General features: G+C 71.7%; 18 protein-coding genes and 2 pseudogenes. 7 read left to right on the top strand and 13 right to left on the bottom strand.

What is annotated here, in order from left to right:
• Window positions 1–31 precede the first annotated feature (31 nt).
• The 4 genes from MQP27_RS15085 to MQP27_RS15070 all read right to left on the bottom strand — a co-directional run bounded on the left by MQP27_RS15085 (window position 32) and on the right by MQP27_RS15070 (window position 4,908).
• Window positions 32–289 (bottom strand): hypothetical protein, encoded by a 258-nt coding sequence (locus MQP27_RS15085; RefSeq protein WP_242765590.1) that lies wholly within the window; start codon window positions 287–289, stop codon window positions 32–34.
• 185 nt (window positions 290–474) lie between these two features.
• Window positions 475–2,664, bottom strand: a complete 2,190-nt coding sequence (locus MQP27_RS15080) for a PTS fructose transporter subunit IIABC (RefSeq protein WP_242765589.1) — start codon at window positions 2,662–2,664, stop codon at window positions 475–477.
• A 538-nt stretch (window positions 2,665–3,202) separates the two neighbouring features.
• Window positions 3,203–4,150, bottom strand: coding sequence for a 1-phosphofructokinase (gene pfkB, locus MQP27_RS15075; protein ID WP_242765588.1), 948 nt, complete (start codon window positions 4,148–4,150; stop codon window positions 3,203–3,205).
• On the bottom strand, window positions 4,147–4,908 hold the full coding sequence (locus tag MQP27_RS15070) for a DeoR/GlpR family DNA-binding transcription regulator (protein ID WP_242765587.1): 762 nt from the start codon (window positions 4,906–4,908) through the stop codon (window positions 4,147–4,149). The genes pfkB and MQP27_RS15070 overlap by 4 nt, the downstream gene beginning before the upstream one ends.
• 359 nt (window positions 4,909–5,267) lie before the next feature.
• Between MQP27_RS15070 and MQP27_RS15065 the strand changes: the two genes are divergently transcribed.
• Genes MQP27_RS15065 through fxsT form a run of 4 tightly spaced genes read left to right on the top strand, consistent with a single transcriptional unit; the run spans window position 5,268 to window position 12,501 of the window.
• Window positions 5,268–6,176, top strand: a complete 909-nt coding sequence (locus MQP27_RS15065; RefSeq protein WP_242765586.1) for a toll/interleukin-1 receptor domain-containing protein — start codon at window positions 5,268–5,270, stop codon at window positions 6,174–6,176.
• An 11-nt stretch (window positions 6,177–6,187) separates the two neighbouring features.
• On the top strand, window positions 6,188–7,696 hold the full coding sequence (locus MQP27_RS15060; protein ID WP_242765585.1) for a VMAP-C domain-containing protein: 1,509 nt from the start codon (window positions 6,188–6,190) through the stop codon (window positions 7,694–7,696).
• 24 nt (window positions 7,697–7,720) lie between these two features.
• Window positions 7,721–8,683: an AAA family ATPase gene (locus MQP27_RS15055; protein ID WP_242765584.1), complete on the top strand. Its 963-nt coding sequence runs from the start codon at window positions 7,721–7,723 to the stop codon at window positions 8,681–8,683.
• Window positions 8,680–12,501: an FxSxx-COOH system tetratricopeptide repeat protein gene (fxsT, locus tag MQP27_RS15050; protein WP_242765583.1), complete on the top strand. Its 3,822-nt coding sequence runs from the start codon at window positions 8,680–8,682 to the stop codon at window positions 12,499–12,501. Before MQP27_RS15055 ends, fxsT begins: the two co-directional genes overlap by 4 nt.
• Window positions 12,502–12,532: 31 nt before the next feature.
• Here the strand turns inward: fxsT and MQP27_RS15045 are convergent, their stop codons facing one another.
• From MQP27_RS15045 to MQP27_RS15035, 3 genes are all read right to left on the bottom strand, one after another.
• Window positions 12,533–14,500 carry an HEXXH motif domain-containing protein gene (locus MQP27_RS15045; RefSeq protein ID WP_242765890.1) on the bottom strand — a complete coding sequence of 656 codons (1,968 nt, stop codon included), beginning with the start codon at window positions 14,498–14,500 and terminating at the stop codon, window positions 12,533–12,535.
• Between the two features lie 86 nt (window positions 14,501–14,586).
• Complete coding sequence (locus MQP27_RS15040) at window positions 14,587–14,787, bottom strand: FxSxx-COOH-like cyclophane-containing RiPP peptide (protein WP_242765582.1); 201 nt, start codon at window positions 14,785–14,787, stop codon at window positions 14,587–14,589.
• Between the two features lie 149 nt (window positions 14,788–14,936).
• Window positions 14,937–16,523: an MFS transporter gene (locus MQP27_RS15035; protein ID WP_242765581.1), complete on the bottom strand. Its 1,587-nt coding sequence runs from the start codon at window positions 16,521–16,523 to the stop codon at window positions 14,937–14,939.
• Window positions 16,524–16,585: 62 nt separating this feature from the next.
• Here MQP27_RS15035 and MQP27_RS15030 point away from each other — a divergent pair, with 62 nt between their 5' ends.
• Complete coding sequence (locus MQP27_RS15030; protein ID WP_242765580.1) at window positions 16,586–17,575, top strand: helix-turn-helix transcriptional regulator; 990 nt, start codon at window positions 16,586–16,588, stop codon at window positions 17,573–17,575.
• 431 nt (window positions 17,576–18,006) lie between these two features.
• On the opposite strand, the pseudogene MQP27_RS15025 reads toward MQP27_RS15030, so the two are convergent.
• The 3 genes and pseudogenes from MQP27_RS15025 to MQP27_RS15015 all read right to left on the bottom strand — a co-directional run.
• Window positions 18,007–18,231 (bottom strand): annotated as a pseudogene (locus tag MQP27_RS15025) (TetR family transcriptional regulator); the annotation flags it as partial.
• A gap of 306 nt (window positions 18,232–18,537) precedes the next feature.
• Window positions 18,538–18,942 (bottom strand): annotated as a pseudogene (locus MQP27_RS15020) (TetR/AcrR family transcriptional regulator); the annotation flags it as partial.
• Between the two features lie 815 nt (window positions 18,943–19,757).
• A complete protein-coding gene (locus MQP27_RS15015) occupies window positions 19,758–20,753 on the bottom strand; it encodes a sigma-70 family RNA polymerase sigma factor (RefSeq protein ID WP_242765579.1) in 996 nt (331 codons plus the stop codon).
• 206 nt (window positions 20,754–20,959) lie between these two features.
• Here MQP27_RS15015 and MQP27_RS15010 point away from each other — a divergent pair, with 206 nt between their 5' ends.
• Window positions 20,960–21,481 carry a GNAT family N-acetyltransferase gene (locus MQP27_RS15010; protein ID WP_242765578.1) on the top strand — a complete coding sequence of 174 codons (522 nt, stop codon included), beginning with the start codon at window positions 20,960–20,962 and terminating at the stop codon, window positions 21,479–21,481.
• Window positions 21,482–21,491: 10 nt separating this feature from the next.
• Here MQP27_RS15010 and MQP27_RS15005 read toward each other — a convergent pair whose 3' ends face one another.
• Entirely contained in the window at window positions 21,492–22,283 is a 792-nt protein-coding gene (locus MQP27_RS15005) for a dioxygenase family protein (RefSeq protein ID WP_242765577.1), read from the bottom strand.
• Window positions 22,284–22,415: 132 nt separating this feature from the next.
• Here MQP27_RS15005 and MQP27_RS15000 point away from each other — a divergent pair, with 132 nt between their 5' ends.
• Window positions 22,416–22,922 (top strand): MarR family winged helix-turn-helix transcriptional regulator, encoded by a 507-nt coding sequence (locus tag MQP27_RS15000; protein WP_242765576.1) that lies wholly within the window; start codon window positions 22,416–22,418, stop codon window positions 22,920–22,922.
• Between the two features lie 93 nt (window positions 22,923–23,015).
• Here the strand turns inward: MQP27_RS15000 and MQP27_RS14995 are convergent, their stop codons facing one another.
• On the bottom strand, window positions 23,016–24,557 hold the full coding sequence (locus MQP27_RS14995; protein WP_242765575.1) for an MFS transporter: 1,542 nt from the start codon (window positions 24,555–24,557) through the stop codon (window positions 23,016–23,018).
• Window positions 24,558–24,667: 110 nt separating this feature from the next.
• Window positions 24,668–25,312, bottom strand: coding sequence for a TetR/AcrR family transcriptional regulator (locus MQP27_RS14990; RefSeq protein ID WP_242765574.1), 645 nt, complete (start codon window positions 25,310–25,312; stop codon window positions 24,668–24,670).
• Window positions 25,313–25,420 lie beyond the last annotated feature (108 nt).

Genomic DNA, 25,420 nt, shown 5'->3' with positions numbered 1-25,420 from the left:
CCCGGCGCCGGGTCCGGTGGCGTCGCGCGACTCAGCGCCCGTTGCTGAGCTGTCGTACCAGGCCCGCGAACGCGTCCCTCTCCGCCGCAGACAGCTCGACGGACTCCAACTGCGGGGCGGACTCACGCTGGCGCGGCAGGGCGCGCAGGGTTCGACCCATGGGCCACACGACCACACCGAAATGACCCCGGCGCGCGAGGCTGACAAGGCCGAACACCCAAATGGCGGCGGCGAGGGCGAGTATCACCACGCCCAGCGACTGGAGGATCGAGACGTGCTCATCAGGCATGGGGCCCAGTAGACACCACGGTCCGGGACTTTGGTCCCGGACCGTGACGTATCTCGCATGCTTCGCAGGTGTGGCACTTGCCTCAGGTGTCGTGAACAACTCACAACAGATCAAAGAGACATACGGTCGGCCGCAGTCCCCTCCCGCGGGGACTGCGGCCGACCGTCACGCGGAGCGCCGGGCGGTCAGGCCGCGACCGGCTGCTTCGCCTCTGCCGCCGCCGTGGCCGTGCCGTCCGCCGGGCCGGCGGTGGTGGCTCCCGGTGCCGGCTTGCGCATGCCCTTCAGGACCACGACCAGCGCTGTGGTGACACACGTGCCGACCGCGATGGCGATCAGGTAGAGGAACGGGTTGCCGATCAGTGGGACCACGAAGATGCCGCCGTGCGGGGCGCGCAGGGTGGCGCCGAAGGCCATCGACAGCGCGCCGGTGATCGCGCCGCCCACCATCGAGGAGGGGATGACGCGCAGCGGGTCGGCCGCGGCGAACGGGATGGCGCCTTCGGAGATGAAGGAGGCGCCGAGGACCCAGGCGGCCTTGCCGTTCTCGCGCTCGGTCTCGGTGAAGAGCTTGCCGCGGACCGTGGTGGCCAGCGCCATCGCGAGCGGCGGGACCATGCCGGCCGCCATGACCGCGGCCATGATCTTCATCGCGGAGTCGCTGGGGTTGGAGACCGCGATACCGGCGGTGGCGAAGGTGTACGCGACCTTGTTCACGGGGCCGCCGAGGTCGAAGCACATCATCAGGCCGAGCAGGGCGCCGAGCAGGATGGCGTTGGTGCCGGAGAGACCGTTCAGCCAGTCGGTCATGCCCTTCTGGGCGGAGGCGATGGGCTTGCCCACCACGACGAACATCAGGAACCCGACGATCGCCGAGGAGATCAGCGGGATCACCACCACGGGCATGATGCCCCGCACCGCCGGTGGGATCTTCACCTTCTGGATGGCCATCACCACGCCACCGGCGAGCAGACCGGCGACCAGGCCGCCGAGGAAGCCCGCGTTGATGGTGAGGGCGATCGAGCCGCCGACGAATCCCGGGACGAGACCGGGCCGGTCCGCCATGCCGTAGGCGATGTAGCCGGCCAGGACCGGGACGAGGAAGCCGAAGGAGACGACGCCGATCTGGAAGAGCAGCGCGGCCCAGCTGTCGCCCTGGGTCCACACGAAGTGGTCCATGACCGACGGCGCCTTGTTGATCTTGTATCCGCCGATCGCGAAGCCGAGGGCGATCAGCAGACCGCCCGCCGCGACGAACGGGACCATGTAACTCACGCCCGACATCAGCCACTTGCGCAGCTTGGTGCCGTAGCCCTCGCCGGAGTCGCCGCCGCGCTCGACCGGCGTACCGGCGCCCGCGGGGGCGCTCGCGGTCACTTCACCGCGTGCCGCCTTGCCGCGCACCTCGGTGATCAGCTCGCCGGGGCGGTTGATGCCCGCCTTCACCCCGACGTCGACGGTCGGCTTGCCGGCGAAGCGGTCCTTGTCCCGTACGGGGACGTCGTGCGCGAAGATCACGCCGTCCGCGGCGGCGATGACGGCCGGGTCGAGCCGGGTGAAGCCGGCCGAGCCCTGCGTCTCGACGACGACTTCGACGCCCGCGTCGCGGCCCGCGTTCTCCAGCGACTCGGCCGCCATGTACGTGTGGGCGATGCCGGTCGGGCAGGAGGTGACGGCGACGATACGGAAGGGGCGCTCGCCGGCGGAGGTGGCGCCCGACGCCGGGGCGGACGCGTCCTCGACACTCGCGCCCGGCGCCGGGGCCGTACCAGCCGCTGCGGCGCCGGCGGAGGCCGCCCCCGGCGCCGCAGCGGAGTCTTCGGAGGGGCCCGTGTCGCTCTTCGCGCCGCCGGAAGCGCCGTGCGCGCCCCCACCAGCGCTACTCTGCGCGCCGTGCGCAGCGCCCTCGACAGCGGCGCCACCCGCCGCCGGCGCCTCGTCCCCGCGGATCAGCGCCGCCGCTGCCGCCGCATCCCCCACGGAACGCAGCGCACCGGTGAATTCGGCGTTCATGAGCTGCCGGGCCAGCGACGACAGGATCGTCAGGTGGGCGTCGTCGGCACCGGCGGGCGCGGCGATCAGGAAGATCAGGTCGGCCGGGCCGTCGGCCGCGCCGAAGTCGATTCCGGCGGCGCTGCGACCGAAGGCGAGCGTCGGCTCAGTGACGTGCTCGCTACGGCAGTGCGGGATGCCGATGCCGCCGTCGAGGCCGGTGGGCATCTGTGCCTCGCGGGCGGCCACGTCGGCGAGGAAGCCCTCCAGGTCGGTCACCCGGCCCAGGGCCACCATTCGCTCGGCGAGGGCACGCGCCGCCGCTTCCTTCGTATCGGCGGACAGGTCGAGATCGACCAGGTCCGCGGTGATCATGTCGCTCATCGCGGGCTCCTTCGCACGCGTATCGCCCGGGAAGTGAAGTGGGCGAGGGTGGGGACGGGGGTGAGGTGGGGAGTGGCGGGAACATCGGGGCCGATGGAGACGGGGCCGGGGAAACCCCGCCTCCTCAGGTCGGCAGGGCGGCTCAGGTGGCCCTGCCTTCCGTCGGCCGCGGCGAGTAACGGGGAGCCTCGCCGTTCGGGGGCTGGTTCAGGGGTGGGTGCGGCGCTCGCTGCAGCGGGCGGCGCGAGGAGCGAATGGGCGGCGCGCGGCGCAGATTCGCGCGCCGTAGCGCGCGCCTCGACGGCGCGTATCGCAACGCAGCGCACCTCAACACCGCACGCCGCACTACCGGCAGCCGCAACAGCGTGCGCCACAGTGCCGCACCCCACGGTGCCGCACCCTGCGGGGCCGCACCCCGCAGGGCCGCGCCCCACATCAGCGCGCGTCACAGCTTCGTGCGCTCCAGTGCGCGCCCCAGCGCCGCCTGTCACGGCGCTGACACCTTCACCGCGCGCCGCCCTGAACGTCGTACAAAGGCTCATGACACCGGCTCCCTCAACACGCGGTCCACCGGCACATCCGCCGTCACCGTCACCGCCGCCGGATCCAGGTCGGCCGGCGTCGGCATCACGCTGCCCGGCAGTTGGACCGCCGCCGCGCCGTGGGCGACCGCCGAGGCGAGGGCCTCCGGGCCGCTGCCGCCGGCGATCAGGAAGCCGGCGAGGGAGGAGTCGCCGGCGCCCACGTTGCTGCGCACCACGTCCACGCGTGCGCTGCCGAACCAGGCGCCCGCGCCGTCTACGAGGAGCTGCCCGTCGGCGCCCAGGCTCGCGAGCACGGCGCGCGCGCCCATGCCGCGCAACTCCTCGGCCGCCTTCACCGCGTCGCCCACCGTCGCCAGGGGGCGCCCGACGGCCTCCGCGAGCTCCTCGGCGTTCGGCTTCACCACGTCGGGCTGCTCGCGCAGCGCCTCCAGGAGCGCACGCCCCGAGGTGTCAAGCGCGATCCGCGCGCCCCCGGCGTGCGCCCGCGCGACCACATCGGCATACCACGCCGGCGCGAGCCCCCGCGGCAGGCTCCCGCAGCACGCGATCCACGCCGCGTCGCGCGACTGCGCGCGGACCGTCTCCAGCAGCAGTTCCTGCTCCTCCGACGACAGCTCCGGACCCGGCGCGTTGATCTTGGTCAGCACCCCGTCGGACTCCGCGAGCGCGATGTTGGAGCGGGTGGCGCCCGCGACCGGGACCGGCGCGACCTCGATGCCCTGCGCGTCGAGCAGGTCGGCGACGAGCGCCCCCGGCGCACCACCCAGGGGCAGGACCGCGACCGTGCGCTGCCCGGCGGCCGCGACGGCGCGCGAGACGTTCACGCCCTTGCCGCCCGGGTCCATGCGCTCGCCGGTGGCGCGGATGACCTCGCCGCGTTCCAGGGCGGGGACCTCGTAGGTGCGGTCGAGGGACGGGTTCGGGGTGACGGTGAGGATCATGCGCGCACTACTTCCGTGCCGCCGCGTTCGATGGCGGTGGCGTCTTCCGGGCTCAACCCGCTGTCGGTGATCAGCAGGTCCACGTCGCTCAGGTCGCCGAAGCGGGCGAAGTGCTCCTGGCCGTGCTTGGAGGAGTCGGCGAGCAGCACGACGCGGCGGGCCGCGGCCACCGCCGCGCGCTTGACCGCGGCCTCGGCGAGGTCGGGGGTGGTCAGGCCGTGGTCGGCGGAGAAGCCGTTGGCCGCGACGAACAGGACGTCCGCCCGGATCTCGCCGTACGCCCGCAGCGCCCAGGCGTCCACGGCGGCGCGCGTGCGGTGCCGTACGCGCCCTCCGACGAGATGGAGCTGGATGCCGGGGTGGTCCGCGAGGCGGACGGCGATGGGCAGGCTGTGGGTGACGACGGTGAGGGCGGACTCCAGCGGGACGGCCGCCGCGAGCCGTGCCACCGTCGTACCGGCGTCGAGGATGAGGGTGCCCTCGGTGGGCAGTTCCGCGACGGCCGCCTTGGCGATGCGGTCCTTCTCGTCCGCGGAGGTGCCCTCGCGCTCGGCGAGGTCCGGCTCGAAGTCGAGGCGTCCGGCCGGTATGGCACCGCCGTGCACCCGGCGCAGCAGGCCGGCGCGGTCGAGGGCCTTCAGGTCGCGGCGGATCGTTTCCGCCGTCACCTGGAACTCCTCGGCCAGCGACACCACGTCCACCCGGCCGCCGTCACGGGCGAGCCGGAGGATCTCCTGCTGCCGCTCCGGTGCGTACATGTCCGTTCGCCTCCGCCTCGATGTCCGACCATTTCCGACTGATGCCCGAACTTGTGGTTTCACTCGGAGGCTACGCCCGGATTTCTGGAAAGTAAACAGGTTCGGGCATCATCCGGGCACAATCGGGCTTCACTCCTCAAGCAAGCGGGCATTGCCGCAGGTCACGCCCGTCACCCCCGTTCACAGCGCCTCGGCAAAGACCTCGACCCGATACCGCTGTCACCGCTGTAACCGCGCCCACCCCACAACCCCACCCGCTCCCCCCTCACCCCGCGACTGCACAACAACGCGACGAAGTCCTGACGGAGCGTCACTGCGTTCGTATCCTGGGGACGGGACACAGCTTCTCGGGGGGTGTTGTGGACAAGGACGATCCGAGCCGCCTCGCCCGGCCGGACGACGAGTGGACGCAGCGGATGGTCTCGGCGCTGCAGACGTCTCCGGTGCTGGGCGACCGGTACGCGCGAGCCCTGATGGTCGAACTGGTCGGGGAGGCGCTGGGGCGCCCCGTCTCCCTGCGCGAGCAGGCCACCGCGAACCTGCAGTTGCTCGAACTCGTACGGTTCTGCGGACGCGAGGAGGGCGGGCTGCCCGCACTGGCGTCCGCGGTGTCGCTGATCGAAGGCCACAGCCAGACCTCGGACACCGTCAGCGCGCTGGTTCTGGAACACGTCAAAGACGTCAACCACGTCAACCACGGCGAACGCATCGAAGACGTCGAACACGCCGACCACGCCGAGGCGGCTCCTGCACCCGCTCCCGGCAAAGCCGAAGTTGCGGTCGAAGTTGCGGCCGAAGTCCCGTCCGACCCCCAACTCCCCACCCAGTCCCTCGACTTCTTCATCTCCTACACCGGAGCCGACCGACAGTGGGCCGCCTGGATCGCCTGGCAGCTGGAGGAGGCCGGATACGGCGTGCTGGTGCAGGAGTGGGACTTCGTGCCCGGGAGCAGCTGGCCGGTCGGCATGGAGCGGGGGGTCACCGAGTGCGAACGTACGATCGCCGTGCTGTCCCCGGCCTATATGAAGTCCGTGTACGGGCGGCAGGAGTGGCAGGCCGTGCAGGTGAAGGACGCCCTGGGCCTGGCCCGCAGGCTGCTGCCGGTGCGGGTGGCCCCCTGCGAACCGGACGGGATGCTGGCCTCGGTGGTCTACGTCGATCTCGTCGGCCTGCCCCCGCAGGAGGCCTCCGCGCGGCTGCTCGCCGGTGTGCGGGCCGCCCGTACCGGACGTTCCAAGCCCGCCCTGCCCCCACGGTTCCCCGGCTGAGTGGGGCGGCGTTGACCTCAGAGGGCGGAGGGGGCCGCGGGCCGTCGGCGTTACGGATACGGGAGCGGATCGGCGAGGAGACGCTGGCCGCGCTGCTCGCGGTCCGCGCCCTGGAGGACCGCTCCGCACGGGCGCTGCTGGTCGAGCTGGTCGGCGAGGCCCTGGGGCACCGGGCCGACCTGCGCGAACAGTCCACCGTACGGCTGCAGTTGGTGGAGCTGTCCCGGTTCTGCACCCGGCTGCCGGGCGGACTCGCGGCGCTGGCACGGCAGTTGCCGATGCTGGAGGAGAACTGCCCGCAGACCGTGCTCGTGCAGCGCCTCGCCGACGAGTGGACGGCCGTCGACTCGCTGGCCGGTCTGCCCGAGGTCACGGACGCCTGGGAGTTCCTCACCGAGACGCTGGGGTCGCTGTCGATGACGTCGGCGATGCGGACCGCGCTGGTGCGGACGGCCACCCACGCACGCGTGTCCGCGCCACCGCCGTACGCAGACAACTCCTGGCACGACTTCCTGCACCTGGCCGGTCAGGGCGCGCCCCGCGACGGGCTGCCGCCGTGGATGCTCTACCTCGACCGCAGCACCGAGTCCATGGAGCGCCGGATCGCTCGCGAGGTGCTGGCCCACAACCGGCAGTGGGCCCTGCGCGTCGGCCTGGCGGAGCTGCTCGACGGGGACCGGCGGGACCGGGTGAAGTCACCGACGGCGCCGGTGCGGCGGCACGAGGAGTACCTGGCGATCCGCATCACGCCTGATCCGCTGGAGAGCGGGCGGTACACCGTGTCGCACTCGTTCATGTCGCCGGCGCAGGACCGGTACTCGGAGGGGGGCGCCTCGCTGCCGGAGGTCGGCAGGGACGAGCTGAAGCAGGCGGTGAGCGGGATCGTGCGGCAGGTCGAACGGGCGGCCGGGGACCGGCCCGGGGATCTGTGGCTGGAGTTCGTGCTGCCCTTCGAGCTGCTCAACCTGCCCGTCGACTGGTGGCCCCGGGACACCGGTGAGGTGCCGAACGTGCCGCTGGCCGTGGACTATCCGGTGGTCATCCGCAGCCTGGACCGGCTGCAGGAGACCGCGTGGCACCGTTTCTGGCGCCGCCGCTGGCTGCAGCTGACGATCGGCGAGGACCCGTCGGTGTCCGTGCACGTCAACGTGGCACGCGAGAACGGCGACCATCTGCGCGGCCTGGAGGCCCGGCTCGGGGACAACGAGCACTTCGTGGCGACCGTGCTCAGCGGCCCCCCGCTGCCCGACCACCCCGGCCACAAGGAGCTCCAGGCCGCGCTGCGCAGCGGGCTGCCCGTGGTGATCTGGCATCGCGAGGGCCCCTCGACCGACGAGTTCCTCGACGTGGTCAACGGACTGCTCGCCGAGGGCCTGCAGCGCTTCCCCACGAAGGTCGCCGCCTACCGCCGCAAGGTGGCGATCCAGGACGCCGAGCAGGACGAGCAGCACCCCGGCCGCCATCTCACGGTGCTGTGGGACAACCCGGACCGCAAGCCCGTACTGCCCGGCGCGCAGTGACCACGAGACGGAAGGACGCGGCCCATGCCACCGAACAGCGAGACCCCGCCGAAGTCGGCAGCGAGCACCGGGAGTTGGGGCGTCTACACGGGCACCGGCCGTCCCCTGCCCGCCCCCGCCGTCTGGCCCGGACCGCCCGGCTGGCGCAGCTTCGGGGGCGGCCCGGACCTGCCCCCGCCGCCGTCCGAGGACCCGTACGCCGCCATCGCGCTGGGCGACGGAACCGAGCCCCTGCCGCCCTCGCCGAGGGAGGTGGCCCGGGTGAACGCGGCCCTGTATCTGCGCCGTCCGCTGCTGGTCACCGGCGAGCCCGGCACCGGCAAGTCGACCCTGGCCCACCGCATCGCCCGCGAACTCGGCCTCGGCCGCGTCCTGCGCTGGCACGTCACCAGCGTCAGCACACTGCGGGAGGGGCTGTACGCCGGTGAGGGCCGGCTCGGTCCGCTCGGCACCGCCTTCCTGCCCCACCGTGCACCCCGGGTGCTGCTGATCGACCAGCTGGACCGGGCCGAGATCGCGCTGCCGGAGGACCTGTGCACCGTACTGGCGGCCGGGGGGTTCACCGTGCCGGACGGCGTCGGCCGGGTGGCGACGGACGACGATCCGGCAGCCGCGGTGCCGCTGCACGGCGGGGTGGTGCGATGCCATGCCTTTCCGGTGGTGGTCATCACCGGGACGGGCGCCCGGGATCTGCCGTTTGATCTGGTACGGCGCTGTGTGAGGCTGCGTCTCGAGCGGCCGGGCCCCGAGACGCTGCGGGCCATCGCCGCGGCCCGTTTCCCGCCCGGCGCCCCCGGCTCCCCGGCGGCCGACGTGGTGCAGGCGTTCCTCGACCGGGCCGTCCATGCCGAGGGCCCGGTGGTGGAGCGCCTCCTGGACGCCCTGCATCTGTCCGCGAGCGGTGTCCTGCGCTCACTGGCCGACGGCGACACCTTCCAGTCCGCGGTCGACGCCCTGTGGGAGTGGACCGCGCCGGAGGAGCCATGACCGGCTTCTGGCCCGAGCTGCACGCCGGGATCCCCGAGGCCCTCCGGCGGGCCGGGGCCGTGCTCCGGCCCGCCGGAGGGCGGCGGGGCCGGGACGTGGCGGTGGTGGTGGACTCCGGGCCCACGATGCGGGTGTGGGACGACACGGTGCGCGAGCTCACCCGCCTGCTGTACGGCACCGGCGGCTTCGGGCGGATCACGGTGCACCGGCTGCCGTACGGGCGCAGCACGGATCCGGCGACGCTGCCCCGGGCCGACGCGGGCGCCCGACTGACGCTGCTGCTCACGGACGGGGCCGGGCCGCGCTGGCGTACGCACTCCGTGGAGCCGCTGCTGCGGCGCTGGGGCCAGGCCGGGCCGGTCGCGTTGATCCATCTGCTGCCGCACCCGATGTGGCCGACGACAGGGCTGCGCGGCTGGCAGGTGCTGCTGCGCTCCCCCGGCCCCGGCGCCCCCAACCACCGGCTGCGCTGGCAGGCCCGCGGCCTCGGTCCCGACGTGCGCGAACAGCCCTCGGGCCACGGTCCCGACGTACCGATCCCGGTGCTGGAGCTGTCGCCGCGCTGGCTGGACGCCTGGTCGCGGCTGCTCGGGGCCGGACCGCCGGTCTGGCTGCCGCTGACCGTGGTGTTCCCGCGCGCCGGGGTTCCCGGGCACGATGGCTCCGGGCCCGCGCCGGGCGCCGCGTCCCGGGTGGCGCGCTTCAGGGCGTCGGTGCCCAAGGAGGCGTTCACCCTTGCCACCCTGCTCGCCGCGCTGCCGCTGGACCCCTCGCTCGTCCGTCTGGTGCTGGACCGGCTGACGCCGGGCTGCTCGCTCGCCGACTTCGCCCAGCTCCTGGTGCACGGCCTGGTCGGTACCTCGGACGACGCCCGCCCGGCGTACGAGTTCGAGCCGGGCGTACGCGAGGAGCTGCTCGCGGCCGGACGCCGTACCGACCTGGTACGAGTTGTCGAAACCGTGGGGGATCGCCGCGGGGCGGGCGGGGAACACTTGTGGCGACTGCCCCGACTGCTCGGCGGGGCCGCCGCCCTGGAACTCCCGCCGGTCACGGAGGAGTCCCGGCCGTGGCTCACGGCGGAGAGCGCCGTGCTCCACGCCCTGTCCGGGCCGTTCCTGACACCGGCGCGACAGGTGGACGCCGCCCTCGCGGCCCGCCTCGAACCACGGCACGCCGCACCACGCAAGGGCACCATCGCACTCCCGACACTCAGCCAAGCCGTCGTCCGCGACCCGGCCGACGCAGACCGCCCGACGCATCAGGGGAATTGGAGGCCGGCGATGCCGCAGCAGGCCCCGGCGGGCACCGTGGGAACCGAGCGCACCCGCAACACGCCCACGGTCTGGGGGAACATCCCGCCCAGGAACCCGAACTTCACCGGCCGTGAGGAACTCCTAGAGAAGCTGCACCAGCGGCTGCTGCGGGAGAAGGCGACGGCGGTCCTGCCGCACGCCCTGCACGGCATGGGCGGCGTGGGCAAGAGCCTGCTCGCCGTGGAGTATCTGTACCGGAGGATGTCCGAGTACGACGTCGTGTGGTGGATCTCCGCCGAGCGCACCGCGCAGATCTCCCTCTCGCTCGTCGAACTCGCCCCGCGCCTCGGCCTCACCCCGGGCAGCGACGCCTCCTCGACGGTCGCCTCGGTCTTGGAGGCGCTGCGCGTCGGACGGCCCTACGCGAACTGGCTGTTGGTGTTCGACAACGCCGAAAGCCCGGAGGCTGTCCAGCAGTTCTTCCCGGCCGGCGGCCCCGGCAACATCCTCATCACCTCCCGCAACCCGCAATGGGCTTCCATCGCGCGCCCGTTGGAGGTGGACGTCTTCATGCGGGAGGAGAGCAAGCAGCTGCTGCGGGTGCGCGGTCCGGAGATCAGCGACGAGGAGGCCGACCGGCTCGCCGAGGCGCTCGGCGACCTGCCGCTGGCCATCGAGCAGGCGGCCGCCTGGCACGCCGAGACCGGCATGCTCGTCGACGAGTACCTACGGCTGCTGAACGAGAAACGCGTCGACCTGCTGCGCGGCACCGCCCCGCTCGACAACCAGCATCCGGTGATCGCCGCCTGGAACATCTCGCTGGACCAGTTGGAGACCAAGAACCCGGCCGCCTACCAGCTTCTCCAGGTGTGCTCCTTCTACGCCGCCGAGCCCATCGCCCGCACCCTGTTCGCCCGCATGCCGCGCGGCTCCATCGCGCCCGAACTGGACGCGGCGCTGGAGGACCCGATCCGGCTGGGCCAGGTGATCCGCGAGATCGGCCGCTACTCGCTGGCCCGCTTCAACCACCGCAACAACTCACTCCAGATGCACCGGTTGGTGCAGGCCGCGCTGCTGTACCGGATGACCGAGGAGGACCGCAACAGCATGCAGCGCGGCGCTCATCTGCTGTTGGCCGCGAGCGACCCCAACGACCCCAACAACGCGCAGCGCTGGGAACGGTACGGCTCCCTCTACCCGCACGTCCTGGTCTCGGAGGCGGTCAAGTCCGAGGAGAGCTGGGTGCGCAACCTGGTCGTGAACGAGGTGATCTACCTGCTGCGGTGGGGCGACTACGAGTCCGGTCTCGAACTCGCCCGTACGGCCCACGAGACGTGGTCGCAGGCCCTGAGCCCGGACCACCCGCAAACCCTGCAGGTCGCCCGCTGGCTGGGATTCCTGCTGTTCACCATGGGCAAGTACGGCGAGGCGGCCGACCTCAACTCCTCGGTACTGGAAGCCTATCGGCGCTCGATCGGGCCGGACGCGCAGGACACCATCGACGCGCTGGGCAACGTCGCCATCGACCACCGGGTGCGCGGTGCGTTCAGCGAGGCGCTCTCCCTGTCCGAGTCGGTCCACCAGCAGTACCTGCGTCTACTCGGCCCCGACGACCCCGAGACCCTGCGCGCCGCCCACAACGTCGGCGTCAGCCTGCGCCTGGCAGGCGACTTCGCCCGCGCCCGCGACCTCGACCAGCAGACCTGGCAGAGCTGGATCCTCATCTACGGCCAGGACCACGTCGACACGCTGCGCACCTGGCTCGGCTACATCCTCGACACACGCGAACTCGGCGACTACGCGACCGCGTTGACGTATCACCGGGAGATCGTCGAACGGTCCACCGCGCTGCTCGGTGGCGACAACCCGCTCACCCTCTCCTGCTTCCGGCATCTCGCCGTCGCACTCCGCAAGGCCGGCGAGCACCAGGTCGCGATGGAGACGGCGGAGGCCGCCCGCACCGACCTCGTCCACCGCTACGGCGAGCAGAACCCCGAATCCATGGCGTCCACGCTAGAGCTGACGGTCCATCTGCGGCACGGCGGAAACCTCCAGGAGGCGCTGCGGCTGGGCACCCAGATCTGCGAGCAGTACGAGAGGACGTACGGCAAACACCATCCGCACGCCCTCTCGGCGGCGGTGAACCTGGCGATCACGTACCGGCTGCTGGGCAACCCGTCGGCCTCGCAGTACATCAACGCGCTGGTCCTGGAGGAGTTCACCGCCTCGCTCGGTGAGAACCATCCCTCCACCCTGGTCTGCCGCACCAACCTGGCCAGCGACCACTACGCCCTGGGAGACGCCGCGACCGCCCTGTCGCTCGACACGGAGACCCTGCGCCGTTCCCAGCAGGTCTTCGACGAGGACCACCCCTCCACGCTCGCCTGCGCCGCCAACCTCGGCATGGATCTGCGCACCCTGGGCCGCGTCGAGGAGGCCGACACCCTGCACACCGACACCCGGGAACGCCTCGCCCGCAAGCTCGGCAGCAGCCACCCCGCGGTGGCCCAGGCGGCGGACTGGGAGCACCGTGCGGACTGCGACATCGACCCGACACCGCTGTGACCGGCTCGGCGCCCTTCCAGGCAGGTGGCGCCTAGAGCGCCAGCCACCGTGCCAGGGCCACCGGATCCGCCGGGGTGGACAGCAACCGGCTGACCGCCAGGGCCACTTCGGGCTGTTCGGTGAGGGCCGCACCCGCGGCCGTCTCGCCGCGCTCGGTCAGCGCGAGGCCGAGGCCCGCCCAGGCCGCGGGTCTCGCATCGGCGCCGGTGAGCTCGTCGGCGTAGAGCTTGACCGCGGCCTCGGCGTCCCCTGCCACGAGGGCGACATCGGCGGGTCCGACTCCGGGCACCCGCCTGCCCGGATCCTCCTCGGCGCGCAGTTCCTCGAATTCCCGCGGCGCGATGATGCTGAGTCGCGCGAGCAGGGCCAGGGCGTCGAGGCGGCAGGCCGCGGGATCGGTGCGGAGGTGGGGGCGCGCAGCCGGAACTCGAGGGCGCGCGTATGGATTTGCGCGCCCCGCGCTCGCCTGCCACGCCCGCGCCAACTCCTCCGCGTGCGCCGGGAGCGGGTGCAGGTGGTGGGCGCGCCAGGCGGCTCGGTGGTGGGCGGCGGCGAGAAGCGCCAGGTGTTCTACGTCCGGCTCCACCCGGTCGTCGCGCCACGGTGCCGTCTGCTCGTCCAGCGTCGTGACCAGCGCGCGCCCCAGGGGTGTCAGCGCGGAGTGGGTGCGCAGCGTCTCGAGCACCGCGTGCACCGCGTCGCGCCACAGCGCGAACTCGAAGCCCGCGAGCCCCTCCGAGCCGCGCGTGCGCCAGTAGTGCGCGACCCCCGAGAAGGCGTACGCCCCGTGCACAAGCCCCCCGAGCGGGCGAGGATCGTCGCGCCAGGGGGCGTGAAAGAGTTCCACGCACTCCTCGAACAGCGGCATGAGGAAGATCAGCCCGTTCAGCAGCGTGTGCCGGAACTCGTGGACCAGGGCGACACCGAGCTGGGCCGACCGCACGTCGATGTCGTCGTCCGGCTCGGACAGCAGCACACACCCGAACGCGTCGCTCGACGAGGCGGCGCGGGCCCGCAGCCGTTCGCCGCGCGGCAGCGGGACGACCGACATCAGACCGGTCGACAGAGCGCGCGCGGCAGCCGGATGGTCGGTGACCAGGACCCGCCACATCTCGTCGAACCGCTCCTGCCAGGCGGCGAACCGCTCGGCCGTCAACCGCCCGGCCCCCGCCAGCCCGGGCACCGCCGGACACGGACCGAGGTCGTCCAGGGTGACCGTGAGCGCGGCGCCGGCGTGCACGCTGCGGAGCCGGCGCAGTCCCTGCCAGCCGGGCGCGTCGCCCTCCGGATCGGCGGGAAGCGTGACCGTCGTGGAAGTCATGGAAGCAGAGGGTGCGTACGCCGGGCCGCCCACCTCAGCGGCACTGCCCGTCTCCGCCGTACTGCCCGTCTCCGCCGTACTGCCCGTCTCCGCCGCGCTGTCCGTCTGAGCCGTACTGTCCGAGGTCACGGTCACCACCCCGTCACGTCCCCACACCTCGGCCCAGCCCCACGCCCCGCCCCCGACGTGCGCCCGCCCGAGCCCCGGCAGAAACACCGCGCCGTCCTGGACCGGCACACGGACCCGGAAATCGGCGCCCGCGGCGACGGAGACCGAGACGGCGAGAAGGCTCAGAAATCCCAACTCGGCCTGGAGCGACGGCTCATCCGCCACGACGTCACCCGACCCGACGTCATCTGACCCGACGTCATCCGACGCCTCCGCCTCCCGCGACAGCCGCCGGAACAACCCCGCCGCCCAGAGCCCCACCTGCGGATCGAGCAGCGCCGCCCGGAACCCCGCCGGCTCCAGCTTCTCCGCGTCCTCCAGCAGCCGCCAGGCCTCACGTACGCCACCGGACTCGGCCTCGGGAAAGTCGCTCGCGGCATCCAGGACCGCACGCAACAGCAGCAGTCGGCGGCTGACTTCGGCGTCGAGCAGTTCGGCGACGGCGTGCTCGTCCTCGGTGGTGGACAGCAACGACCGCAGGGCGGAGTCGGAGAGGTGGTGAAGGCGCATCGGCACGACGTTTCCCCGTTCGGGCTAAGAGACGTGCGGTGCACCCTAATCGCTACCCGGGAGTCCGGGCACAGGGCTTACGGCCCCTAGCTGCCGGAGCTCCCCGCGACGGTGCTGAGCGGTCTGTTGACGCGCCGCCGCAAGTGTTCGACGGAGGGCTCGAGTTCCGTGCTGTCGAGGGCGGCGATCTCGCCGAGGGACAGCCGGGAGAGAGCGGGAAGCCAGTTGGACTGAGCCGCTTGCGGCGCCGCCGCCTCTGATGGGGTGGCCTGTGGCCTCGTTGCCATGACGTCCGCCGCTTCCAGGGGTTCCAAGTTCCAGGAGTTGCGAGTTCCAGGAGTTCCGAGAAATCCCCGGGACAGGGATCACCTCAGACTAGCAGCACCGACCAGGCCCCGCCCGCCTCCGAACCGGGGGCGGACGGGTGTTCGCTGCGTCAGACGCTCGACATGGGCGCGGTCTCACGCGCCGTGGTGACGTCCGCGCCGTGGTGCACCCCCTCACCGGCCGCCGTCCCCGGCTCCTGTACGCCCCCCTCGGGATGCCGTGCCGCCCGCCCCGGCAACGCGAACATCAGCGCGAAGATCGCGCCCATCACGACCGCCACCCAACCCAGCGCGTGCTGGAAGCCGTTCACGAACGCCGGTCCCACCTCGGTCGGTGTCAGGCGGTCGTCGATCTCGCCGAAGAAGACCACCGAGACCAGGCCCAGCCCCAGCGCGTTGCCCATCTGCTGCACCGTGTTGATGAGGCCCGATGCCGAGCCCGCGTGTTCGCGTGGGACGTCCGAAAGGATCGCGTCCGTCAGCGGGGCGACGATCAGGCCCATGCCCACGCCCATCACGACCAGGGGCAGGGCCATCTGCCAGGAGGCGATCCCGAGCCCGTAGCGGTCGGACTCCCAGATGTAGAGGAGTACGCCCGTCGCCATCAGCAGGGCGCCCGCCTGGAGGACCCTGCGGCCGAAGCGCGGTACCAGTTGCTGAACGGACAGGCCCGCCGCCGTGGAGACCGCGATTGAGAAGGGGACGCCCGTCAGGCCGGCGCGCAGGGGGCTCCAGCCCAGGCCGATCTGCATGTACAGGGTCCAGACCAGGAAGAACACGCCGAGCGCGACGCCGAAGACGGTCTGTACGGCGATGCCCGCCGCGAAGCTCTTCACCCGGAAGAGGGACAGCTCGATCAGCGGGGAACCGTCCCGCGCGGCCTTCCGTTTCTCGTATGCCACCAGCGCTCCGAAGACCACCACCGCACCAGCCATCGAGACGTACCCCCACAGCGGCCAGCCCAGCTCGCGGCCGCGTGTGAGCGGGTACAGCAGCATCAGCAGACCGAGCGTCACCAGTGCCACGCCCACCAGGTCCAGCTTCAGCGCCCGCGGCGCCCTGGACTCCGAGATGAAGCGGCTGCCGAGGAGCAGGCCCGCGACACCGACAGGGAGGTTGATGAGGAAGATCGGACGCCATTCCAGGCCGAACAGGTTCCACTCCGTCAGCAGGGCGCCGAGCAGCGGGCCCGTGACCGCGCCGAGGCCGACGACCGCGCCGAACAGGCCGAACACCTTGCCGCGTTCGTGCGCCGGGAAGGTCGCGTGCACGATGGCGAGGACCTGCGGCACCATCATCGCCGCCATGCCGCCCTGCAGGATGCGGGAGGCGACCAGCATCTCCGGGTTCGCGGCCAGGCCGCACAGCGCCGACGCTATCGTGAAACCGCCGATGCCGACGAGGAAGAGTCGCTTTCGGCCGTGGATGTCGCCGAGGCGACCGCCCGTGATCAGCCCGGCGGCGAAGGCCAGCGCATAACCCGCCGTTATCCACTGGATCTGGCTGAAGGAGGCACCCGCGTCCTGCTGGATCGACGGGATGGCGATGTTGACGATCGTGACGTCGACGAGGTCCATGAAGGCCGCGGTCATCACGATCGCGAGAGCGAACCAGCGGCGGCGGTCCGCCACGTCGGCTGTGGCAACCGCGTCAGCCTTACCGAGCTTACCGAGCTCAGATGTTTCGGAGGAGGTCATGCATTGAAGCTACGATCCCAATAGGTCAGATCGTGTCCTAGTTCTACGGCATCCTCGAACTCATGACGACGGACACCCCGGCACGGCTCCTGACGCTCCTCTCCCTCCTCCAGACGCCCCGCGAATGGCCCGGCGGCGAGCTCGCCGAGCGGCTCGGGGTCTCCCGGCGCACGGTCCGGCGCGACATCGACCGACTGCGTGAGCTGGGCTATCCCGTGCAGGCCACGCTGGGCGCGGAAGGCGGCTACCGGCTCGTGGCCGGCAAGGCGATGCCGCCGCTCGTGCTCGACGACGAGGAGGCGGTGGCCATCGCGGTCGGGCTGCGGGCCGGCGCGGGGCACGCGCTCGAAGGGGTGGACGAGGCGTCCGTACGGGCCCTCGCCAAGCTGGAACAGGTGCTGCCCTCCCGGCTGCGGCACCGCGTCTCCACGCTCCAGGCCGCGACCACGCCGCTGACCAGTGGGGACGGGGCGAGCATCGCGCCCGAGACGCTGACCGTGATGGCCTCGACGGTGGCGGGGCGGGAGCGGCTGCGGTTCGCGTACCGCGCGGGGGACGGGACCGAGTCGCGGCGCGTGACGGAGCCGTACCGGCTGGTCTCGACCGGGCGGCGGTGGTACCTCGTCGCGTACGACCTCGACCGGGCCGACTGGCGGACGTTCCGGGTCGACCGGGTGAGCGAGCCGTTCGCCACGGGGGCGCGGTTCGTGCCGCGGGAGTTGCCGACGGGGAGTGCGGCCGAGTATCTGCGGCGGTCCATGCAGCGGCATCAGGAGTCCTACGACTTCGAGGTCACCTTCGCCGCGCCCGCGCCGGAGGTCGCCGGGCGCCTCCCGAAGTGGCTGGGCACGCCGGAGCCACTGGACGCCGGGTCGTGCCGGCTGCGGGCGACGGTCGGCGACGCGGTGGAGTGGACGGCGCTCCGGCTGGCCCTGCTGGGGTTCGAGTTCACGGTTCAGGAGCCTGAGGAACTCGTGGATTGTGTACGGGAGTTGGGGGGCCGTTTGACGCGGGCGGCGGGGGTGGCAGGGGCGCGGACGCCGGGGAACTGAAGCAGGCGGGGCGGCGGCGCCGACGCCGACGCGAACGCGGACGCGGACGCGGACTGCGGGGAACTGAACACGAATGGTGGGGGCGGACGCCGGTGGGCTGAACAGGAACGGCGAGGGCGCACGGGCGCCGGGGGACTGAACAGGAACAGCGGAGTCCCGCCGACGCCGGTGGGCTGAACGGGAACGGCAAGGGTGCACGGGCGCCGGGGAACTGGACAGGAACAGCAGGGGGCCCGCCGACGCCGGTGGGCTGGATGCCGGCTGCTCAGAGCCGAGGGCGGTGCGGGCGGTCGGCCTGACGTGGTGCCGGGCACTACCGCCCGGTCCAAGGTCCGCCCGGTCCAAAGCTCGCCCGGTCCAAGGCTCGCCCGGTGCAACGCCCACCTGGCTCGACGTCATGTGGCCCAACGCCGACCCCGGCCAGCCCTGCCTCACCCCCCGCCCGTCTCCCCCGCCAACTCCTCCCACGGAAAACTCCTCAGCGCCGCCAAGTTCCGCAGCGCCAGTGCCCCCGGCCCCTCGGGACCCCGGGCCGGCGCCTCGCCGGCGGCCCAGCGCTCCACGGCCACGCGTACCGCGGCACCGGCCACGGCGGCGGCGAAACGCAAGGAGGGGGACAGCGCGGAGGCCACAGCAACGTTGTCATCACCGCCCGAGGAGGCACGGCCGCCACCGCCCGAACCGGCGCCACCAGCGGAGGCACCGCCACGACCGATCAAGCCGCCACCACCAGCGGAGTCACCGCCACCACCGGAGCGGGCATCGCCCCCGCCAACGCCAACGCCGCCCCCGACGCCGTCGCCTTCACCCCCGCCACGGCCGGCCGGGCCCCCCTCGCCCTCACCACCGTGACCATCCCCATCGCCTCCGTCCCCCTGCCCGTCCCCGCCCCCGTCCCCCTGCCCGTCCCCGTGTCCCTGCCCGTCCCCGTGTCCCTGCCCGTCCCCGTCCCCCTGCCCCTGCCCGTCCCTCAACCGCCAAGCCAATACCTCCCCCAACCGCCCCTCCGCCCCACGGCACACCTCCGCCCACACCTTCCCCAGTGCGGGACTCGTGTCGGTCAGGCGGATCAGGGTGCGGACCAGTTCCCAGGAGGCCGATGAGACGCCCGCGCCGGGGGTCAGGGTGTACTCGACCGCGTGTTCCAGGGCCTCGGGGACGGAGAGGTGGGCCGGGGCCGCCGCCACCGCCTCCGCCCAGCGTTCCGCGCCCGCCGCGTAGAGCGGGGCGACGGCCTCTTCCTTGGTCGCGAAGTAGCGGTAGAACGTGCGCGGGGCGATTCCCACGGCCTGGGCGATGTCCTCGGCGCGAGTCGCGCGCAGACCCTGTTTCACGAAGAGCCCGGCCGCGGCGCGGGCGATCTCCATCCGGGTCTCGGCCTTGCGCCGCTCGGTGAGCGAGCCGGACGACGCGGGAACGGACGCACGGTTTCTGGGTGCGGGGGTGGAGCTGCTCACACCGTCAGGCTATGCCCATGTGGCACAATCTGCCATCCGGCGGGCCACCCCGGGGTTCAGGTCCGGGGTGCCCCGCCATCCAGCATGCCCGCACCCGCGAGAACCCTCGACATCACCCCCCACCAAAGCGACATCACCCCCACCAAAGAGAGCCGGGCCCCAGCGCCCGGGGGGAGGGGCGCCGGAGCCCGGCTCAGGGAGAGTCCCGGCGCCGGGGGGGGTTGTGCGTCGGGACTTGGCTCTGGTGGAGGGCTGGTCTTCGCGGGTTCCCGAACTCCTGTGCCCTGAAGTCTTTTTCCCATGCCCCCAAGAGTTGAAGCGGCGTAACACCGCCATTGTTTGCGCGGTCTTCCGCCACCCGGCGTACGCGGTCGCGGCCGAGTTCGAGGTCGGATATCCACGGCCGGCACACACCAGCGTCACACACCGACCGTCAAACACCAGCCGTCACACACCACCCGATGGTCACCGACCGCCGCACACCAACCGATGGTCACCAACCGATGGTCACCGACCGCCGCACACCAACCGGTGCCCGCCGATCGCCGCACACCAACCGGTGCCCACCGACCGCCACACCACCCGATGCCCGCCGACCGCCACACATCACCCGGTGCCTGCCGACCGCCACACACCACCCGGTGGCCGCCCACCACCCGGCACCAGCCGACCCGCACGCACCCCCGCGCGCAAGCCGTCCGGCCGCCGGGCCCGGGCTGTCCGTCCTACGCCGCTGCCTCGAAGCCCGTGTCCCGGGCCAGCTTCTTCAGTTCCAGCAGGGCGTGCTTCTCGATCTGGCGGATGCGCTCGCGCGTCAGGCCGTGTTCCTTGCCGACCTCGGTCAGCGTGCGCTCGCGGCCGTCCTCGATGCCGTACCGCATCTTGATGATGGAGGCCGTGCGCGGGTCCAGGCGGCCGATCAGGTGGTCCAGTTCCTCGCTGCGCAGGAGGGTGAGGACCGACTGCTCGGGCGAGACCGCCGACGTGTCCTCCAGGAGGTCGCCGAACTGGGTGTCGCCGTCGTCGTCCACCGACATGTTCAGCGAGACCGGGTCGCGGGCCCAGTCCAGGACGTCGGTCACGCGGTCCGCGTTGGAGCCCAGCTCCGCCGCTATCTCCGCGGGCTCCGGGTCGCGCCCGTGCTCGCGGTTGAACTCGCGCTGCACGCGGCGGATCCGGCCCAGCTCCTCGACCAGGTGGACGGGGAGGCGGATGGTGCGGGACTGGTCGGCGATGGAGCGGGTGATGGCCTGACGGATCCACCAGGTCGCGTACGTCGAGAACTTGAAGCCCTTGCGGTAGTCGAACTTCTCGACAGCGCGCACCAGGCCGGCGTTCCCCTCCTGGATCAGGTCGAGCAGGGGCAGGCCGCTGCGGGGGTAGCGGCGGGCCACGGCCACGACCAGGCGGAGGTTGGAGCGGATGAAGACGTCCTTCGCCCGCTCGCCGTCGGCCACCAGGGCCTCCAGCTCCTCGCGGGAGGCGTCGGCCTTGGACTCCTCGTATCCGTCGAGAACCTGTCGCGCGAACACACCCGCCTCGATGATCTGGGACAGCTCGACCTCCTTGGCGGCGTCGAGCAGCGGTGTGCGCGCTATCTCGTCGAGGTACATGCCGACCAGGTCGCGGTCTGCGATCTCGCCGCCATGTGCGCGAACACTGCTTGCCGTGTCGGTCTCGCCGGTGGCGGACTGACGACGGGCGACGGCACGGGTTGCCATGCGTGCTCCCTTGCGATGGTGGGCTGGCGGGTGGTCCTTCAGATGCCAGGCGCTCGCCTTCGAGTACCTCTCAGCACCTTGGTCGGGTGCCCAGCATCTGATGGAAACAACGACTGGAATCCGGACAGAATTCCCAACCCGCCCCCCTATTTTTCTGATCATGCAGTACCCTGTGCGGCCGCATAAGGAGTGCGTAAGGAGACCCGATGTCGTCAGAACGTACAGAGGTGCAGGTCAGGCCGGGAGTCGAGCGGGATCTCGAAGCCCTCACCGACATCTACAACCACTACGTACGTGAGACGTCCATCACATTCGACACCGTCGTCTTCACCCCTCAGGAGCGGCGCCCCTGGCTGCTCTCCCACCCTGAAGACGGCCCGCATCGCCTGATGGTTGCCACGGATGCGGACACTAAGGAAATTCTGGGCTACGCCACATCAAGCCCTTATCGAGCCAAGCCCGCCTACGAGACCTCGGTCGAGACGACGATCTACCTCGCCCCGCATGCCGGCCGCCGAGGCATCGGCACGCTCCTGTACAAGGCGCTCTTCGAGGCCCTCGCGGGCGAGGACGTGCACCGCGCCTACGCCGGCATCGCACAACCCAACGAAGCGTCCACGCGGCTGCATGAACGCTTCGGGTTCCGGTACGTCGGCACGTACCGCGAGGTGGGCCGGAAGTTCGGCCGCTACTGGGACGTGGCCTGGTACGAGAAGGATCTGCCGTAGCCCTGGGGCCTCAGCCGAACTGCACCGACCGCTTCGCCATCCCCATCCAGAAGCCGTCGATCACCGACTTCTGCGTGTCCAGCTCGCCGCCCGCCTCGGCCGCGCCCATGGTCACGAACAGCGGGGCGAAGTGCTCGGTGCGCGGGTGGGCGTAACGGCCGGCCGGGGCCTTGTCGAGGAAGTCGAGCAGGCCGTCCCAGTCCCGGGTCTCCAGCGCCCGGTGGCCCCAGTCGTCGAACTCGGACGACCAGGTCGGCACTCCCCCGCCGGTGTGCCGCAGCGCGGCCAGGTTGTGGGTGAAGAAGCCGGAGCCGACGATCAGCACGCCCTCGTCGCGCAGCGGCGCCAGCTTGCGGCCGATGTCCATCAGCCGGCGCGGGTCGAGCGTCGGCATGGAGACCTGGAGCACCGGGATGTCGGCGGCCGGGAACATCTCGACGAGCGGGACATAGGCGCCGTGGTCGAGGCCGCGGTCCGGGACGTCCTGTACCGGCGTACCGGGGGCGCGCAGCAACTTCCGTACGGACTCGGCGAGTTCGGGGGCGCCGGGGGCGTCGTACCGGACCTGGTAGTAGTGCTCGGGGAAGCCCCAGAAGTCGTAGACCAGGGGTACGGGGTCCACCGCGCCGAGGGCCAGCGGGGCCTCCTCCCAGTGGGCGGAGACCATGAGGATCGCCTTGGGGCGGGGCAGGTCGGCGGACCAGGCGGCGAGCTCGCCGGGCCAGATCGGGTCGTCCGCGAGCGGCGGGGCGCCGTGGCTGAGATAGAGGGCGGGCATGCGCTCCGGTGCGGCGGCTGACATGGCGGTGACTCCCTCGGGGTACTTCTGGCCTCGAAATCCACAGATACTTAGGTACTTTAAGTCTCAAACTCTACGAAGACTGTACGCCCCAATTGTTTAAATTTCAAGAAGGATTCTCGTAGAGTGGAGTCCATGGACGCAGCACCCGCTACCGAAGACACCCGCTGGCTCACCGACGACGAGCAGCGCATCTGGCGCGCTTACGTGCACGCCAGCACCCTCCTGGAGGACCACCTCGACCGCCAGCTCCAGCGGGACGCGGGCATGCCGCACATCTACTACGGCCTTCTCGTCGGCCTCGGCGAAGCCGACGGGCGCCGGCTACGGATGACCGAGCTGGCCATGAAGGCGAAGATCACCCGCTCCCGGCTCTCGCACGCGATCGCGCGGCTGGAGAAGAACGGCTGGGTGCGCCGCGAGGACTGCCCCTCCGACAAGCGCGGCCAGTTCGCCGTGCTGACGGACGAGGGGTACGAGGTGCTCCAGCGCACCGCGCCCGGCCACGTCCGCGCCGTACGGCAGGCGGTGTTCGAGCTGCTCACCCCGGAACAGCAGAAGTCCCTCGGCGAGATCATGCAGATCGTCGCCGAGGGACTCCAGCCCAGCGATGCGGGCGCGGACCTGCCCTGGCTCCGCTAGGGCCAGGGCAGGTCCGGGGGTCGTACGCGGGAGGCGTCCCCTTCCTCCTGCGTACGGGTGGTGATGCCGAAGGGGTACGACCGGGCGGTCGCCTCAGTGGGCGACCACCGGGACGGCGAGCTCGTCCTCGGCGCCCTCTTCGGAGCCCGACACGGTGGTCGAGCCGGGGGTGCCCGCGTTGACCAGGGTGACGACGATCACCGCGGCCAGCACCAGCATGCCGACGGCGAACCAGATGGCGTTGGTGTAGCCGTGCACCGCACCCTGCATCTGGACCAGCTGGGCCTGCGACTTGGAGGTCGCGGAGCCGATGTGGTCCTTGATGTACGAGGTCGTCGCGGAGGCGGCGATCGTGTTCAGCAGGGCCGTGCCGATCGCGCCGCCCACCTGCTGCGAGGTGTTGACCATCGCGGAGGCGACACCGGCGTCACGCGGCTCGACGCCCAGGGTGGCCAGGGACATGGCCGGCATGAACGCCGTACCCATGCCGAGACCGAGCAGCAGCATGGCCGGCAGGATGATCGAGGCGTACGACGAGCCGATCTCCATCTGGGTCATGACCAGCATGCCGGAGGCCGCGACCAGGAAGCCGGGGCCCATCAGCGCCCGGGCCGGGACCCGGGTCATCAGGCGGGTGCCGATCTGGGTCGAGCCGACCATCATGCCCGCGATCATGGGCAGGAAGGCGAAGCCGGTCTTGATCGGCGAGTAGCCCTTGATGACCTGGAGGTAGTAGGTCAGGAAGAGGAACGTGCCGAACATCGCGATGATCGCGATACCGAGCGAGAGGTAGATGCCGCCGCGGTTGCGGTCGGTCACCACGCGCAGCGGCAGCAGCGGGGCCTTGACCCGGGACTCGGTGACGACGAAGGCCAGCAGCAGGACCGCGGAGGCGACGAACAGGCCGACGGTCAGCGAGTCGCCCCAGCCGTCGGACTCGGCGCGGGTGAAGCCGTAGACCAGCGAGACCAGACCGAGGGTGGACAGCAGCACGCCGGGGATGTCGAGCGGGTTGCGGTTGCGGCCGCCCTCCGGCTCACGGATGACGAAGTACGCGCCGAGCGCGGCGATGACCGCGAACGGGATGTTGACGAAGAACGTCCAGCGCCAGTCCATGTACTCGGTGAGCACGCCGCCGAGGATGAAGCCCACGGCGCCACCGCCACCGGCGATCGCACCGTAGATGCCGAAGGCCTTGGCGCGCTCCTTGGCGTCCGTGAACATCACGGCGAGCAGGGAGAGCGCGGCGGGCGCGAGCAGGGCGCCGAAGGCACCCTGGAGGGCACGGGCGCCGAACATCATGGCGCCGGTGGTGGCCGCTCCGCCGAGCGCGGAGGCGGCGGCGAAGCCGACGAGACCGACCACGAAGGCCCGCTTGCGGCCCCACAGGTCGGCGATACGGCCGCCGAAGAGCAGCAGACCGCCGAAGGCGAGGGCGTAGGCCGTGACGACCCACTGGCGGTTGCCGTCGGATATGCCCAGGTCGGTCTGGGCCGAGGGCAGGGCGATGTTCACGATCGTCGCGTCGAGGACGACCATCAGCTGGGCGAGCGCGATGAAGACGAGCGCCTTCCAGCGGTTGGCGTGAGCGCTGGTATCGCTGACGCCGAGAGCCTTTGAGGCTGTTTCAGACATGGGGGTACCCACTTCGGGACTTCGGGACGGAAAAAGGGATCGCTGTGGTGGCGAGGGGCTGTTCGTACAGCCCCGCACTAGGGACTGGTGTGGAGCGCTGAACTAATCGGTCAGGACGTGCGCATGTCCTCCATGGTCACGGCCGTACCCGGCAGGACGGATCGGGCCGGGGCCCGCAGTCCGTCCAGGAACAGCTGTAGATGGCGGTGGACGAAGCGGTCGTTGCTGAGGCAGTCGGTGCCGGCCGGGGGCCGGCTGAGCTGGGCCACGACGACCATCAGGTCGCCGACGCCGACGTCGTCACGGAGCTGGCCGGCCTGCTTGGCGCGGTCCATGAGTTCCGTGACGAGCTCCTCGCAGCGCTCGCGCGCCGCTTCGAGATCGGGGTGGTTCTTGTCGAAGGTGGACTGGACCATGGGGCACAGCGCGCTGATCCGCTCGTCGGCGGAGGTGTGCACGAAGCGCTCCAGTGCCTCGAAGGCGTCCCCGCTCTCCGCGAGGGCCTCCTCGGCCGCCTCCGACGTCCGGTCCATGACCGAGCAGACGACCTCGCGGACGAGCGCGTCCCGGTCGGGGAAGTTGCGGTACACCGTGGCGTTGCCCACGCCGGCCCGGCGGGCGATGTCGTCGAGCGGCACGTCGGGGCCCAGCTCGGTGAACATCTCCCGGGCCGCGCTGACGATCCGCTCCCGGTTGCGCAGGGCGTCGGCGCGCGGCCGGGGCACCTTGCGCTGTGCGGTCGTCGTGGCGGTCACGGCGTACTCCTCGGGTCGGTGGTTCTGCTTCCGCGATCCGGGGAGCCAGTCCCCGTTTCGCTCGGACACCTGACTAAACGGGGAGACGCTCCCCGCTTATTTCGGGTT

Source organism: Streptomyces cylindrosporus (assembly GCF_022698165.1).
Classification (GTDB): Bacteria; Actinomycetota; Actinomycetes; order Streptomycetales; family Streptomycetaceae; genus Streptomyces; species Streptomyces cylindrosporus.
The sequence above is the reverse complement of the archived record's forward strand: the minus strand, read 5'-3'. Positions and strand labels throughout refer to the sequence as shown.